This window comes from Bradyrhizobium sp. 138 (genome assembly GCF_023074075.1).
GTDB lineage: Bacteria > Pseudomonadota > Alphaproteobacteria > Rhizobiales > Xanthobacteraceae > Bradyrhizobium.
In genome coordinates this window covers 114,750-129,259 of the sequence record NZ_JADPKT010000063.1, presented here as the reverse complement: position 1 = coordinate 129,259, position 14,510 = coordinate 114,750, and the positions used below count along the sequence as shown (strand labels likewise).

Annotated in this window: 12 protein-coding genes; 2 read left to right on the top strand and 10 right to left on the bottom strand. The window is 66.1% G+C overall.

Annotation, left to right across the window (positions count from 1 at the left end; genetic code table 11):
• Positions 1-40: 40 nt before the first annotated feature.
• The 8 genes from IVA79_RS20760 to ubiE all read right to left on the bottom strand — a co-directional run bounded on the left by IVA79_RS20760 (position 41) and on the right by ubiE (position 9,800).
• Entirely contained in the window at positions 41-763 is a 723-nt protein-coding gene (locus tag IVA79_RS20760) for a nucleotidyltransferase family protein (RefSeq protein WP_247556132.1), read from the bottom strand.
• A gap of 124 nt (positions 764-887) precedes the next feature.
• On the bottom strand, positions 888-1,205 hold the full coding sequence (locus IVA79_RS20755) for a PilZ domain-containing protein (RefSeq protein ID WP_247556130.1): 318 nt from the start codon (positions 1,203-1,205) through the stop codon (positions 888-890).
• Between the two features lie 86 nt (positions 1,206-1,291).
• On the bottom strand, positions 1,292-2,812 hold the full coding sequence (tsaE, locus tag IVA79_RS20750) for a tRNA (adenosine(37)-N6)-threonylcarbamoyltransferase complex ATPase subunit type 1 TsaE (protein WP_247556128.1): 1,521 nt from the start codon (positions 2,810-2,812) through the stop codon (positions 1,292-1,294).
• Positions 2,809-5,313 (bottom strand): PAS domain-containing sensor histidine kinase, encoded by a 2,505-nt coding sequence (locus tag IVA79_RS20745; protein ID WP_247556126.1) that lies wholly within the window; start codon positions 5,311-5,313, stop codon positions 2,809-2,811. Before IVA79_RS20745 ends, tsaE begins: the two co-directional genes overlap by 4 nt.
• Positions 5,314-5,504: 191 nt before the next feature.
• Positions 5,505-5,963, bottom strand: coding sequence for a dUTP diphosphatase (gene dut / locus IVA79_RS20740; RefSeq protein ID WP_247556124.1), 459 nt, complete (start codon positions 5,961-5,963; stop codon positions 5,505-5,507).
• Entirely contained in the window at positions 5,960-7,411 is a 1,452-nt protein-coding gene (coaBC, locus tag IVA79_RS20735) for a bifunctional phosphopantothenoylcysteine decarboxylase/phosphopantothenate--cysteine ligase CoaBC (RefSeq protein ID WP_247556122.1), read from the bottom strand. The genes dut and coaBC overlap by 4 nt, the downstream gene beginning before the upstream one ends.
• A 56-nt stretch (positions 7,412-7,467) precedes the next feature.
• Positions 7,468-9,042, bottom strand: a complete 1,575-nt coding sequence (gene ubiB / locus IVA79_RS20730) for a 2-polyprenylphenol 6-hydroxylase (protein WP_247556119.1) — start codon at positions 9,040-9,042, stop codon at positions 7,468-7,470.
• Positions 9,039-9,800, bottom strand: a complete 762-nt coding sequence (gene ubiE / locus IVA79_RS20725; protein WP_247556116.1) for a bifunctional demethylmenaquinone methyltransferase/2-methoxy-6-polyprenyl-1,4-benzoquinol methylase UbiE — start codon at positions 9,798-9,800, stop codon at positions 9,039-9,041. The genes ubiB and ubiE overlap by 4 nt, the downstream gene beginning before the upstream one ends.
• 81 nt (positions 9,801-9,881) lie before the next feature.
• Here ubiE and mutM point away from each other — a divergent pair, with 81 nt between their 5' ends.
• Positions 9,882-10,787: a bifunctional DNA-formamidopyrimidine glycosylase/DNA-(apurinic or apyrimidinic site) lyase gene (mutM, locus tag IVA79_RS20720; protein ID WP_247556113.1), complete on the top strand. Its 906-nt coding sequence runs from the start codon at positions 9,882-9,884 to the stop codon at positions 10,785-10,787.
• A 263-nt stretch (positions 10,788-11,050) separates the two neighbouring features.
• On the opposite strand, the gene IVA79_RS20715 is transcribed toward mutM, so the two are convergent.
• Both IVA79_RS20715 and IVA79_RS20710 read right to left on the bottom strand, forming a co-directional pair.
• Positions 11,051-11,794 carry a ParA family protein gene (locus IVA79_RS20715; protein WP_247556111.1) on the bottom strand — a complete coding sequence of 248 codons (744 nt, stop codon included), beginning with the start codon at positions 11,792-11,794 and terminating at the stop codon, positions 11,051-11,053.
• A gap of 305 nt (positions 11,795-12,099) precedes the next feature.
• Positions 12,100-13,458: a peptidoglycan-binding protein gene (locus IVA79_RS20710; RefSeq protein ID WP_247556109.1), complete on the bottom strand. Its 1,359-nt coding sequence runs from the start codon at positions 13,456-13,458 to the stop codon at positions 12,100-12,102.
• Positions 13,459-13,705: 247 nt separating this feature from the next.
• Here IVA79_RS20710 and moeB point away from each other — a divergent pair, with 247 nt between their 5' ends.
• A complete protein-coding gene (moeB, locus tag IVA79_RS20705) occupies positions 13,706-14,509 on the top strand; it encodes a molybdopterin-synthase adenylyltransferase MoeB (protein ID WP_247556107.1) in 804 nt (267 codons plus the stop codon).
• Position 14,510 lies beyond the last annotated feature (1 nt).

Here is a 14,510-nt window from a genome sequence, read left to right as displayed (position 1 = left end):
AGTGCGCCTTTGCCCACCCTACGGCACCGTTTGCGTGGCTTTACGCCACGCTCTCCAGAAACGCCTCTTCGGCCGCATGCACGGCATCGGGCGTGCCGACATGCATCCAGACGCCATCGAGGCGCAGGCCGAACAGCCGCTCCTGCTCATTGGCGCGGTCGAACATTTTTGTCAGCGAGAACTCACCCTTCGGCGCGCCTTCGAAGATCGACGGCGACAGGATCGCCGCGCCGGCATAGACGAACGGAACGACCTCTTTTTCCTTGCGCTTGCGTAAGGCCCCGTCGGGCAGCATGCCGTAGTCGCCGCGGCCGCTATAACCGATGCTGGTCGCGGTCGGCGCCATCAGCAGCAGGATGTCCATGCGCTCAGGGTCGAAATTCTCAGCGAGCCGCGTCAGGTTCGAGCGCACGCCGTCGATCCAGAGCGTGTCGGAATTGACGTGGAAGAACGGCGCATCGCCGAGCAGCGGCAGCGCCTTGACCACGCCGCCGCCGGTGCCGAGCACCTGGTCGCGTTCGTCGGAGATGGTCACGCGCGGATGCTGGCGCGATGCGGTGTGATCGATGATCTGGTCCGGCAGGTAGTGCACGTTGACCACGGCCTCGCTCACGCCGGCCTGGCCGAGCTTGTCGAGCACGTGGTCGAGCAGGGGCTGGCCAGCCACGGGCACCATCGGCTTCGGCATCTTGTCCGTCAGCGGACGCATGCGCAGGCCGAACCCTGCGGCGAGCACCATGGCTTTGGTCGGCTTGACGGACATCCTTCGCTTTCTCAGATCCCTTGATTTCGCTTTCGCGGCAATCCTAGCATGAGCCACGACCAGCCGCACCGCATCGCAACCGCCTTAATCGCCCGCCGTGACGGTTGTACGACGGGTGTTGCCATCATGCCCCGACGGCTGTGGAGCGCGCCTTTTTCTTCTTGTCGCCCACTTTGAGGAAATTGACGCCGATCTGATCGCCATTGACCCAGGCAAGCTCGCAGCGCCGGTAAGCCAAGCCGGTGGACGACAGCAGCAGGAAGAACTCCTTCAGATGCAGGCCTTCGACCGAGCCGTCGATGGTCAGCTTGGCGCCGCTGTCGGAGACGTCCTCCATGGTGCACTCGCGCCGCCAGGTGCCGTCGATCCCCATCATCTGGGCCGAAATCCCGCGCTCGAAGACAACCCGGCTGTTGCCGCGCTGGTCCGTCTTTACCGCCATGTGCCCGCTCCAGCCCCGTCATGATCCGGCTGCCTCGCCGGAAGAATACCGGCGTCTTGGCTAACAGCCGGTAAATCGAGCCCAAATCAGGCCTGCGGTGGCGGGACGTTGGCGAGATACCAGTCGCGCAACGCGCTCAGCGCCGGATGCGCCAGCGAGCGCTGCAGATAGGTCCAGATCCGCGGCTGGTGACGCAGGTAGTGCGGCTTGCCGTCGCGGCGGTTGAGGCGGGCGAAGGTGCCGAGCAGGCGCGTGTTCCGCTGCGCCGACATGATGGCGTAGAGCTCGGCAAAGCCGGCGGCGTCGAAGCTCGCATCGTTCGCGCGGCGTGCCTTGATGTAGCGCGACAGCAGCGTCAGCTCGATATTCTCCGGCACGTCGATACGGGCGTCCTGGAGCAGCGAGACGACATCGTAGGATTGCGGTCCGAGCACGGTGTCCTGGAAATCGATCACACCGACGCGCGCGATGCCGCTGCGATTGCCAAGCCAGATCAGATTGGGCGAGTGGTAGTCGCGGATGACCCATGTCTTCGGTGCCGCCAGCGGCTTTCTGAGCAGCTCGCGCCACATCGCGAAAAACTCGGCGCGGGCCGCTTCGCTCAGCGGCGCGTTGCGGTCGGGCAGATACCATTCCGGCATCAGACCGATCTCGATCAGCAGCGCCTCGGTGTCGAAGACCGGGATGTCGTAGCTCTGACCTGCCAGCGGCAGGCTTTCCGGCAGCGTCTTGGCGTGCAGCGTGGCCAGCACGTCGGTCGCGGCCTCGTAGCGCTCGCCAATCGGGCGCGGCGGATCGCCTTCGATCACGCCTTCGCTACCGAAGTCCTCGGTGATCAGGAAGCCTTGGTCGAGATCGGAATGATGGATTGCGGGCGCCGAGATGCCTTGGGCGCGCAGGCCTTCGTCGATGGCGACGAAGGGTTTGACGTTCTCGGCGAGATGCACCGCGGCGCTGTAGGACTTGCCGTTATAGAGCGCCGCGCCATCGGGGCGCGGTGGCGAGTTCATCAGGATGACGATCTCGTCGTCGCGCAGCAACCGTGCATAAGAGCGGATCGAGGCATCGCCGGCCATGCGCTTGCGCGTCGCATCCATGTAGCCGGAGGCGTCGAGGAATTCGCGCAGTGCCTTCAGTCGTGCAACGATGGCGGCGGCCTTGCCGTAGCCGGTGATGTCGGCGGCGCGCGCGTTCGATCCCAGCGCCGGCCGATGCGTCAGCGCGATGTCGATGCGGTCTTGCGGCATCGACATCGGCGCACGCTCAGGCCATTCGATCAGGACCAGCGTCGCATCCGGCAGTGGTGACAGCCCGATCTCCTCGAGCTCGCTCTCGTCCTCGACGCGGTAGAGATCGGCGTGCAGCACCGGGAAGGGCGGCAGCTCGTAGCCCTGCACCAAAGTGAAGGTCGGGCTTGGCACCTCCAGCTCCTCGTCGCCGGCGAGGTAGCGGATCAGGCTGCGCGCCGCCGCGGTCTTGCCGGCGCCGAGATCGCCGGTGAGGGTGATGACATCGCCGGGGCCTATCAGCAGCGCGAGGTCGGCCATCAATTGTGCGGTGGCCGTCTCGTTGTGGAGCGCGACGGAGAATGTGACGGGTTCGGTCATTCGGCGGCGTCGCGATGCGCCGCCTGGTCGGTCGGAAAATCGCAGATCACGACCGTGCCGCGCCCGACGATCGAATCCACCCGCACCTTGCCGCCATGCAGCTCGACGAAGGAGCGCACCAGCGACAGGCCGAGGCCGGCGCCGCGGTGACGCGAGCCCTGCGAGCGGCTTTCGAACCAGTTGAACACCTTGTCCTTCATGTCGGCAGGTATTCCAGGCCCGGAATCTGTCACGGTGAAGACCACGCTGCGCTCGGTGCGCCGCGCGCTGATCCCGACGGTGGAATCCTGTGGAGAAAACCCGACGGCGTTGGCGAGGAGGTTATAGAGCACCTGCACCACGCGCTTCTCGTCGCCGATGAAGCTGCCGATATCGGGCGCGATCTCGACCTTGAGGCGGATGCGGTCGGTGGCGAGGCGGTCCTGGATGCCTTCGGCGGCGAGCTCGATGGTCTTGCTGACATCGACCGGGCCGAGTTCCAGCTTCATCGCGCCGGCGTCGATGGTGGCGAGATCGAGGATGTTGTTGGTCAGCGCCAGCAGCGCGTTGGTCGATTTGGTGACGTAGTCGAGATATTCGGCCTGTTTCGGCGTCAGCGGCCCGGTCGAGGGATCGCTGAGGAAATGCGCGAATCCGATGATGGTCGTGAGCGGCGAGCGCAGCTCGTAGGAGACGTGGTGGACGAAATCCACCTTCATCTGGTCCGCGGCCTCCAGCGCCTCGTTGCGTTCGCGCAGCGCACGCTCGACGTTCTCGGTGTCGGTGATGTCCTGGAACGTCAGCATGGTCGCGCCGTCATGCAACGGCCGGATCATGCCGTCGAGCACGCTGCCGTCCTTGCGCTCCAGCTTGAGCGGCACGTCGGCGCGGCTCTCGATCGAGGTGACGGCCTCGCGGATCTGGCGCCAGACCGCGGGGTCGTCGAACAGCTGCTGGCACCAGCCTTCGACGGTCTGGATATGCGGCTCGTCGCGCATGGCATCGCTCGAGAGCTTCCACATCCGGACGAAAGCCGGGTTGAACAGCTGGGCCTTGCCGTTGCTGCCGAACACCGCGACGCCCTCGGCGAGGCTGTCCAGCGTCTCGCGCTGGACGCGGATCATGCCGTCGAAGCGGCGGGCGAGCTCGAGGCTCTCGGTGACGTCGTCGAACAGATAGGTGACGCCGCCTTCGGGATTTGGCGTGGTGACAACCGAGAGCGCGCGGCCGTCGGGCAGGTACCAGGTGTCCTTGGTGGTCTCGACCGCGCGATAGGCTTCGTGAAGTTTTGCTTTCCAGGCGCGGAAATCAGGCTGCTCCGGCAGCTTGCGCGCGGCGCGGAGCTGGTCGAGCACGCTGGAATCATCAGGATTGGCGTCGAGGAAGCTGCGGTCGAGGTCCCACAGCCGGCGGTAGGAATCGTTGTAGAAGGCGAGCCGCCGCTGGCCATCGAACACGGCGACGCCGGAGGAGAGCTGGTCGAGCGTGCGGCGATGGGCCTCCGCCATCCGCACCAGCGCCGAGCTGAGGCCATCGGCCTCGCTGGCATCGATGGCGACGCCGACGCTGCCGCTGCCGACATTGACGGCGCGCACGTCGTAGATGCGCCGCTCGCCGCCGATCACGATCGGCAGCCGCGCGTTGAAATTGGCGGCGTCCTTCAGGCCGCGCTCCATCGCATTGCGATCGGCGCTGTCGAGCAGCTCGAGCTTGCGCTCGTGGGCGTCGGTGACGCTGTTCGCCTCGGTGGCACGGACATAGGCCGGGTTGGCGTAGGTCAGCGCGCCGTTCTCGCCCTTGGCCCAGATCGGCCAGGGCGCGGCGGCGGCGAAGCCGCGCAGCATCTCGGTCTCGTCGGAGAGCGCGTTGTAGCGCAGATTGGTCTCGGCCAGATCGCGGCGGAGTCCCGAGAGTTCGCGAATCCGGACAATGGCCTGGCCGCCGATGGCGCGGCCGATGGCCTCCAGCGTGTGGCCATGCGCGGTTGTCAGCGTCAGCTGGAACCCGTCGCCGCGGTCGCGCAGCGCGTCGACCGCATGATCCATCTGCAGCGCGGGCTCCGGCGGCAGCCAGGTCCCGAATGCGAGCACGCGCTGCGGGGAGGAGTCGCGCGGCAGCACCATGGAGATGTCGCCGGAGATTTGCGCGCGGTTGTCGCCGGCCGGCCAGGAGATCAGGATCTGCGGCTCGGCGAACAGCAGCGCACCAAAGCGGTCGGCCTGGAGCTGGAGTTCCCCGATTCGGGCGCGCAGCCGCGCCTCGTTGTTGGCCGTGCGCACGCGCGTGCGCATCAACAGGATCGCGGCCATCACCGAGAAGCCGAGCAGGGCCAGCGCGGTGGCAAGCACCGCGAGTTCCTGCCGGTTGAAATCCAGCATGATGGAGAGGGTGTCGACAAGGCCGGCGGCTTCAGCCGGCGCAGCCGGCAGCAGCGCTGCAAGAGCGCCTCCCAACAAGCCGTTGCGCACGAGCGATGTGCACGACAGCAGCGTCCGACGCATCGACACGATCACGCCTGACATAGTTGCCCCAAGATCGCACGGATTTGCACGCGGCGACCCCCGTCGCGCGCGAATCAAAAGACAATACCCTCACCGTGACTCCGCCGGTAAGAGTCCAGATCGTGAACGCAAACGCGGCCCCCCAAAAATGCGGGCCGCGATGTTCCATTTCACGTAGTTCTTCGGGCTGATTCGGTTGGGATTGCCGGGTGTTAGCGGCCGGTCGAGCCGAATCCGCCAGCGCCGCGATCGGTGTCCGACAAGGTCACCACCGGAACCAGCTCGGCCTGCACGACAGGAGCGATCACCATCTGCGCGATGCGCTCGCCGCGCTTGATCACGAAGGCGGCCTTGCCGTGATTGATCAGGATCACCTTGATCTCGCCGCGGTAGTCCGCGTCGATCGTGCCCGGCGCATTCAGCACGGTGACGCCGTGCTTGGCCGCAAGCCCCGAGCGCGGCCGCACCTGGGCCTCGTGTCCAGGCGGCAAGGCGATCGCGAGCCCCGTCGGCACCAGCGCATATTGGCCGGGCGCTAGCATGACGGGCTCGTTGTCAGGAACCGCCGCCATAAGGTCGAGGCCCGCGGCCTCCGCGGTCTGGTAGGCCGGGATCGGCAGGCCCTCGGCATGGGCGAGGCGTTGCAGTTCGACAGTGACCTTGGTGCTCAAGATGCCGGCTCCCGGGATTTGTCGCTCACGCTTTTCGCGACATGCGCGACCAGTTCGATGGCGACCTGTTCCTTGGTCATCACCGGCCAGGAATCAACTGCAATCTCGCCGTCCGTCTCCCCGTTCTTGCGGCTGATCAAATGCACCGTGTTGCGGTCGCCGCCCATCACGCCAGTCGCCGGCGAGACGTCGTTGGCGACGATCCAGTCGCAGCCCTTGCGCGCGAGTTTTGATTTGGCGTTGTCGATGAGGTGCTCGGTCTCGGCGGCGAAGCCGATCACCAGCGGCGGACGCTTGTCGGCCAGTTTTGAAATCGTGGCGAGAATGTCGGGGTTCTCCACGAGCTGAAGCGGCGGCATGCCGGCGGAGGTCTTCTTCAGCTTCTGCTCGCCTTCATTGGCAACACGCCAGTCGGCGACCGCGGCGGCGAAGATCGCGATGTCGGCGGGAAGCGAGGCCTGCACCTGCTCCAGCATCTGCCGCGCCGATTCCACATGCTTCACCGTCACGCCCTGGGGATCGCTGAGATCGACCGGGCCGCTGACCAGGATCACCTCGGCGCCCGCGGCCTGCGCGGCGGCGGCAATGGCAAAGCCCTGCTTGCCGGAGGAGCGGTTGGCGATGTAGCGCACCGGATCGATCGGCTCGTGCGTGGGACCTGCGGTGATCAGCACGCGCTTGCCGGCAAGCGGCTTCGGCACCGGCGGCCTCAGCAGCCGCTCGGCGGCGCTCGCGATCTCGATGGCTTCGGACATGCGGCCGGTTCCGGCTTCGCCGGCTTCCGCCATCTCGCCGGAATTGGGCCCGACCAGCACGACGCCGTCGCGCTGGAGCAAGCCGACGTTGCGGCGCGTCGCCGCGTTGTTCCACATCAGCGGGTTCATCGCCGGCGCCAGCAGCACCTTGCGGTTGGTCGCGAGCAGGATGGCGCTGGCGAGATCGTCGGCATGGCCGTTCGCCATCTTCGCCATCAGGTCGGCGGTGGCCGGCGCCACCACGATCAGGTCGCAGTCGCGCGCGAGCCTGATATGGCCGGCGTCGAACTCGCTCTGGGGGTCGAACAGGTCGGTATAGACGCGCTCATGCGAGAGCGCGCTCGCCGCCAGCGGCGTCACGAATTGCTGCGCCGCCTTGGTCAACACGCAGCGGACCTCGATGCGGCGTTCCTTCAGCCGGCGGATCAGGTCGAGCGATTTGTAGGCGGCGATGCCGCCGCCGATGATCAGGGTGACACTGGCCTCAGGAAGGGCTCCGGTGCGTTGGGGCGTGGGGGCGGAGGATGCCACCGGCGGCGCCGAAAACGGCGTCAGCGGCCCCTCGCGGCCCTCGATCAGCTCCCGCAGGATGACCCGGACCTCTTCCTCGACCGACCTGCGGTTCTTGGCCGAGCGCAGCCGCAGATAGGTTTTGACGTGATCGTCGAGCTTGCGGATGGTCAGGCTTGCCATGGCGCCCTCCAGCACGGAATGATAGCGATGCTATCATTCACATGATTGCAGTGCAATCATAGATTCCGGACGGCGATCAGGATTCCAATGAAGGTCGCGGCAATGATCCAGAGCGCGACGGTGCGCCAGCGGTTCTTGCGGCCCTCGCTGCGGCCCATCGCGGCGATGCTCTCCGGCGACAGCCCGATGCCCTCCCGCGTCATGGTCTCGAGCTGCTCCAGAACCTTCACCGACCGTTCGGCGATCTCGGGCAGGCGCATCAGCACCCGCGCGATGTCTCCGGTCCCGGCGAGCGCGCCCTGCACCCGGCCGATCGGTCCGAGATTGCGCTCGATCCATTCGCGCACCACGGGGTCGGCGATCTTCCAGATGTCGAGCTTGGGATCGAAGCCGCGCGCTACGCCTTCGACCACCACCATGGTCTTCTGCAGCAGGATCAGCTCTGGCCGCGTCGTCATGTCGAACAGGCCGGTGACCTCGAGCAGCAGCGTCAGCAGCCGTGCCATCGAGATCTCTTCCGCCGTGCGGTTGTGAATCGGCTCGCCGATGGCGCGGATCGCTTGCGCGAAATTCTCGACCGAGTGGTGCGCGGGCACGTAGCCCGCCTCGAAGTGTACCTCGGCGACGCGGCGATAATCCCGGGTGATGAAGCCGAGCAGGATTTCGGCGAGGAAGCGCCGCTCCTTCATGCCGAGCCGGCCCATGATGCCAAAATCGACCGCGACGAGACGACCGGCGTCGTCGAGGAACAGATTGCCCGGATGCATGTCGGCGTGGAAGAAGCCGTCGCGGAGCGCGTGCCGCAGGAAGCTCTGGATCACCTTGCGGCCGAGATCGGGCAAATCGACCCGCGCCTCTGCCAGGCGCTTGTGATCGTTCAGCGCGATGCCATCGATCCACTCCATCGTCAGCACGTTGTGCGTGGTGCGGTCCCAGTCGACCGCAGGCACGCAGAAGTCGGGGTCGTCGCGCGTGTTCTCCGCCATCTCGGACAGCGCAGCCGCCTCCAGCCGCAGGTCCATCTCCATGGCGACCGAGCGCGACATGGTGTTGATGACCTCGATCAGGCGCAGCCGCCGCGCTTCCGCCGAGTAGGCCTCGGCCTTGTGTGCGACGAAGAAGAAGTCGGAGAGATCGCGGCGGAAGCGCGCGGCCACGTTCGGCCTGAGCACCTTGACCGCGACCGAGGTGCGGATCCCGTTGCGCAAGACTTCACCGCGATGCACCTGCGCGATCGAGGCGGCTGCGACGGGGGGCCCGAAGCTGACGAACACGTCCTTCAGCGGCCGCTCCAGCGACGTCGCGATGGCGGCCTCGGCTTCGTCCTGCGAAAACGGCGGCAGGCGGTCCTGCAGGCTTTCGAGGTCGCGCGCCATGATGACGCCGACCACGTCGGGGCGCGTCGCCAGGAACTGTCCGAGCTTGAGATAGGCTGGGCCCATCCGCGTCAGCGCGCGTGAGATCCGCGGGCCGTGCTTGGTGCCGCGGCGTTCGATGAGGCGCGCCAGCTTCAGCGCGAGCTGTCCTGGCGGCGGCACCAGGCTCGGATCGACCGAGCCGAACACGCCCTCGCGGGCAAACACGAACCCGGCGCGGATCAGGCGCGCAATGTGGTTAAAGGCAGAGATCACAAACGCCAGCCCGAATGCAGTGCGACGATGCCGCCGGACAATGTCTGCCAGCTGACGCGGGCAAAGCCGGCGTCGCGGATCATGTCGGCGAAGGCGGCAGGCTTTGGAAACTTGCGGATCGATTCGACGAGATATTGATAGGACTCGGCATCGCCCGTAATCATGCGGCCGAGCGGCGGGATCACCTTGAACGAGAACAGGTCATAGAGGCGATCGAGGCCCGGCATCTCGACGCTGGAGAATTCCAGGCAGAGGAAGCGGCTGCCGGGCTTCAGCACGCGATAGGCTTCGCGTAGCGCCAGATCGATCCGGGGCACGTTGCGAATGCCGAAAGCGATCGTATAGGCGTCGAAGCTGCGATCGGCGAAGGCGAGCGCCTCGGCATTGCCTTCGACGAAATCGACCCGGGTTTCGTGATGCCGCTTGATGGCCCGCTCGCGGCCGACGGCGAGCATGTCGGTGTTGATGTCGCAGACGGTGGCATGGAAGCCAGTGCCGGCCGCCTTGGCGGCGCGGAACGAGATGTCGCCGGTGCCGCCGGCAACGTCGAGCAGGGCGAACGGCCGGTTGCTTCTGGGCGGATCCAGCGCCGTGATCATGATGTCCTTCCAGACCCGGTGCAGGCCGCCGGACATCAAATCGTTCATCAGATCATAGCGCGACGCCACGCTGTGAAACACGTCGTTCACCAGCGTCTGCTTGTCCCCGAGGGGGACGTCCCTGAAGCCAAAATGCGTGGTTTCGCCCGGCCGATCCATTACTCTACTCCACTGGGCGGACCATAGCGCGCCCGCCGCAATGGCGCTATCACACCGCCCTCATAAGGTGAATGCCTGACCATGCCCGAATTGCCCGAAGTCGAGACCGTCCGCCGCGGCCTTCAGCCCGTCATGGAGGGCGCGAAAATCCTGGTCGCGGAGGCCCGCCGGCCGGATTTGCGCTTTCCGTTCCAGCCGGATTTCGTGGCGCGGCTCAAGGGCCAGGTCGTCACCGGTCTCGGCCGCCGTGCAAAATATCTCATGGCCGATCTCGCCTCCGGCGATGTGCTCTTGATGCATCTGGGCATGTCGGGCTCGTTCCGCGTCATCAAGCCGGACAACGACGCGCAGCCTGGCGAGTTTCATTATCCGAAGGCCAAGGATTCTGCGCACGACCACGTGCTGTTTCGGATGTCCTCCGGCGCCGACATCGTCTTTAACGATCCGCGCCGTTTCGGTTACATGAAAGTGATTGCGCGCAACGCGCTTGATGAAGAACCGCTGCTGCGCGGGCTCGGCCCCGAGCCGCTCGGCAACGAGTTCGATGCCGCGATGCTGGCGCGCTCCTGCGCGGGTAAGACCACGAGCCTGAAGGCGGCGCTGCTCGACCAGCGCGTGGTCGCCGGCCTCGGCAACATCTATGTCTGCGAAGCGCTGCACCGCTCGCATCTGTCGCCGAGCCGGATCGCCGCGACGCTCGCGACCAAGGCCGGACAACGCAAGGGCGTTGCCGGAGGCGAGCCGACTGATCACGCCAAGCGGTTGGTCAGCGCGATCCACACCGTGCTGAACGACGCCATCAAGGCCGGCGGTTCGTCACTGCGCGACCATCGCCAGACCTCTGGCGAGCTCGGCTATTTCCAGCACTCGTTTAGGGTTTATGACCGCGAGGGCGAGAAATGCACGACGCCGCGCTGCGGCGGCACGATCAAGCGGTTTACGCAGAATGGTCGCTCGACCTTCTGGTGCTCGAAATGTCAGAAGTGACTGGGGATCTCAGCCGGAAGGCTGCGAGTTCGTGCAAGACGACAATCCCACTACGCCGTCATTGCGAGGAGCTCTTGCGACGAAGCAATCCAGAATCCCTCCGCGGTGACAGTCTGGATTGCTTCGCTGCGCTCGCAATGACGGTGGATAGAGCGTCTCCAAAAAAATGCGAAGCAATCCGGCCGGGCTGGTGGCCGGATTGCTTCGTCGCTGGACCCTTCCGGATGGTGGAGGGCCAACTGCCGTCCGAGCGATCGCCCCGCTCAGGACGCCAGGGTCGTGGTCTCGTCGGCCGAAAGCTCGGCGGTGGCATGCAGCATGCCGTCCGTAGCCGACATCACTTGGTCGATCAGGACACCGGTCGTCGCAGTGAGCTCGAGCCGGGCTTCAATCCAGCGCCAGAGGCCGCGGATCTCGTCCGCCGACTTGCCGTTCGGCGCGAATTCGCTCACGCCAAGGCCGCTCGCGAGCGAATCCTGGTGATCGTTGCGCATCACGATCAGCGGACGCGCCAGCACCTCCGCAAGATCGAGCGCGGCTTCCTCGGCGAGGGTGTTGGCGGCGTTGTCGATGCGCTGGCCGCGGATCGGCGTCTGGTTGAGCACGAAGCTGTAGGGCCGCTTCCAGGCCCGCGCGACGCTGAGCGTGGAGGCGGTCGCCTCGATGTCGGCGACGCTCGGGCGGGCCGGGATCAGGCAGAGATCGGAATGGCGGATCGCCGCGGTGGTCGCGGCGCTAAGGCCGGCGGCAGTGTCGACGATCGCGAGCTGAAGGCCGCTGTCGGCCAGCATCTTCAGGCGCGGTGCGATGTCGGCGGCATGGTAGATCGGCTCGACGACAAGGTCGTCGGCGGTGCGGCGGCGCTGCCAGTTGGACAGGGTGCCCTGCGGGTCGGTCTCGATCAGGCGGACGGTGAAGCCGGCCTGCTTGGCCGCGAGCGCGAGGCCGATGGCGAGCGTGCTCTTCCCGCTGCCACCCTTTTGGGTGGCCAGTACGATCGTGTGCATTTGAAGATCAATCCTTTGGAGTGCTTGGGGTCAGGAATACGCCACGCGAACGTGCATCGATTTCGATGCTGAGCTCTTCTCGCTCAGGACGTGCCGGCCCGATCCAATGGGGATCGCGGAGTCCGAATCAGCAGCAACGATGATGGCGGAATAGGGAATGCCAGCGAATCCGTACCATTACTGGACCCGTAGTGGTACGTGTGATGATGCTCGCGGCTTGGTTGATCTCGTGCCTCGGACGCAGCGGAGCGGCACTTCGTGCCGCACCGCGTCCGGGACACTGGAGAGAGTGATTGTCGCGCAGATTACTTCCGCACGCAGATCACGCGGACGACGGCGGCCCTTGCGTCCGTCGACGTGCCGTTCGCCGCGACACTGTTCGCCTTCAGGAAATCGCGCACCGCATCCGCGGACACCATCACGGCCTGCGACGCCGGCACTGATGTCGCAGGTCCCGCCACCATCGTCGGCTTCAACAGCGCAATGCCGGCGAACTTGCCGTCGTCATCGATCGCCGGACCACCGGAAAACCCGACCGCCGGCGGCGGGGACAGCGTGGACTCGCTGCTCGGGGCCGGCGCCAGTGCAGCCTTGACGACCGATACGCTGCCGGCGCCGCCCTGGCTCTGCGGATCGGCGATGCCGACGACGTCCACGTTCGTCTTTGCCGCGCCGCCAGCAAGGCTGAACGGCTTCAGGCCGCGTGCGCCGTAGATGTGCAACAGCGCAAGACCGCGCTCCTTGTCATCAGTGAGGCGGTCGGCACTGCCATGGCCGGCGATCGTGATCGCGAGGCAGCCGTCGGTGACGAGGCGGTCGGCAACGATTGCGCCATCGTCGCTGACGACTAGGCCGGTCCCGTATTCGACGGTCTTGCGCGGCGGCGGCCCGGGTTGCGGGCCCGACGGAAATGCATTGAAGGCGCTCGACATCGCGATCACGACCGGCTCGACCGTGTTCTCGGTCGCCTGGTCGTAGAGGATCGTCATGGTGCGGACCTCATCGCCTTTGAAGCTGCCGCGCACGTAAAACTTCTTCAGGCCCTGCAAGCCCGACAGCACGAAGAAGTCGGGCTTCACCACGGTGTAGTCGACCTTGCGTCCCGACGGCTCCTTCTCCAGGTCGGCGAGCTTTGCGGAGGTCGGGTTCACCTCCTTGCGGCGGCTGAGCAGCACCTGCACCGTGCCGGTCGGCGAGGTCCATTTCGAGCCGTTGGCGTCGCTCGCCTGCTGCGGCACCAGTTTCGAGGGGATGCCGAGCCGGGCGCCGCTGGTCGGCTCCGTCACGATCTTCCAGCCGACGCTGTCCTGCTTCTTTCGCGCCGTCTCGGCGAGCGCGGCGCGCTCCTGCGGATTGAGCACGCCGGTCGGCTTGCCGCCCTTGGCCTTCTGGTACTCCTTGATGGCGTTGACCATGCGCTCGCTGACGTCGCCGGTGATGGCGCCGTTATACTGGCCGACCCAGGCGAGGTCCGACTGCAGCGACAGCCGTTCCGCTTTTGCCATGGCGTCGGCCGTCGCCGACGGCGTCTGCATGGCCGGAGGCTTGACCGGAACGGTCTGGACCGTTTTCGGGGCGGAGCCGGGGATTTGTGGCGTCGTCATCTGGGCCTGCGCGCCTGTGGCAGACGCAAACATCAGTGTTGCCGCAAGCATCGATCTCATGACAAATCCAGCCAGCCCATTGAACGCAATGCCATTGAAGCACATCTCGTTGGTCGCGAACAATGTAGCGGTGGTTCAGGTGCCGTAGAGGCCGCGGACTCAGGCCCTCATCCTGAGGAGCGGCCGAAGGTCGCGTCTCGAAGGATGGCCCCGGGCGAGATCGGGGCCTGCATGGTTCGAGACGGCGCTTTGCGCCTCCTCACCATGAGGAGTGACAGCGACGGCTTGGTAGGAGAGACGTACGACGATGCTGAGTCCGGACGAACTCGAACGCTACGCCCGCCATATCGTGCTGCGCGATGTCGGCGGTCCCGGCCAGGCCGCGCTGAAGCGGGCTTCCGTGCTGGTGATCGGCGCCGGCGGGCTCGGCGCGCCCGCTCTGATGTATCTGGCTGCTGCCGGCGTCGGGACGCTCGGCGTGGTCGACGACGACGTGGTGTCGCTGTCCAACCTGCAACGCCAGGTGATCCATACGACGCCCGATATCGGCCGGCACAAGGTCGAGAGCGCGGCGGAACGGATTGCGGCGCTCAATCCGCATGTCCGTTTCGTCGGTCACGCCACCTGGCTGAATGCCGACAATGCGCTGAGCCTGATTGGCGACTACGATCTCGTGCTCGACGGCTCCGACAATTTCTCGACGCGCTATCTGGTCTCGGACGCCTGCTTCTTCGCGAAGCGGCCGCTGATTACCGCCGCGCTCGGCACCTTCGACGGCTCGCTCACCACCATCCGCGCGCATGAGACGAACGAGCAGGGCGAATTCAACCCGACCTATCGCTGCCTGTTTCCGGAGGCACCGCCGCCCGGCACCGTGCCGGCCTGCGCGGAAGCCGGCGTCATGGGTGCGCTGGCGGGTGTGCTCGGCTCGATGATGGCGCTGGAGGCCATCCGCGAGATCGTCGGTTTCGGCGACGGCCTCATCGGCCGCCTCCTGATGATCGATGCGCGCGCAATGCGCTTCGAGACGCTGCGCTATTCGCGCGATCCCGCCAATCCGCTCAACGGCGATGGGCCCGTCGTCACCGACCTCAGCGCCCACCGCAGTTGAT

Excerpts from the sequence above, each read along its gene's own strand:
- IVA79_RS20760 (WP_247556132.1), bottom strand. The coding sequence starts at position 763 with ATGTCCGTCAAGCCGACCAAAGCCATGGTGCTCGCCGCAGGGTTCGGC.
- IVA79_RS20755 (WP_247556130.1), bottom strand. The coding sequence starts at position 1,205 with ATGGCGGTAAAGACGGACCAGCGCGGCAACAGCCGGGTTGTCTTCGAG.
- tsaE (WP_247556128.1), bottom strand. The coding sequence starts at position 2,812 with ATGACCGAACCCGTCACATTCTCCGTCGCGCTCCACAACGAGACGGCC.
- IVA79_RS20745 (WP_247556126.1), bottom strand. The coding sequence starts at position 5,313 with ATGTCAGGCGTGATCGTGTCGATGCGTCGGACGCTGCTGTCGTGCACA.
- coaBC (WP_247556122.1), bottom strand. The coding sequence starts at position 7,411 with ATGGCAAGCCTGACCATCCGCAAGCTCGACGATCACGTCAAAACCTAT.
- ubiE (WP_247556116.1), bottom strand. The coding sequence starts at position 9,800 with ATGGATCGGCCGGGCGAAACCACGCATTTTGGCTTCAGGGACGTCCCC.
- mutM (WP_247556113.1), top strand. The coding sequence starts at position 9,882 with ATGCCCGAATTGCCCGAAGTCGAGACCGTCCGCCGCGGCCTTCAGCCC.
- IVA79_RS20715 (WP_247556111.1), bottom strand. The coding sequence starts at position 11,794 with ATGCACACGATCGTACTGGCCACCCAAAAGGGTGGCAGCGGGAAGAGC.
- IVA79_RS20710 (WP_247556109.1), bottom strand. The coding sequence starts at position 13,458 with ATGAGATCGATGCTTGCGGCAACACTGATGTTTGCGTCTGCCACAGGC.
- moeB (WP_247556107.1), top strand. The coding sequence starts at position 13,706 with ATGCTGAGTCCGGACGAACTCGAACGCTACGCCCGCCATATCGTGCTG.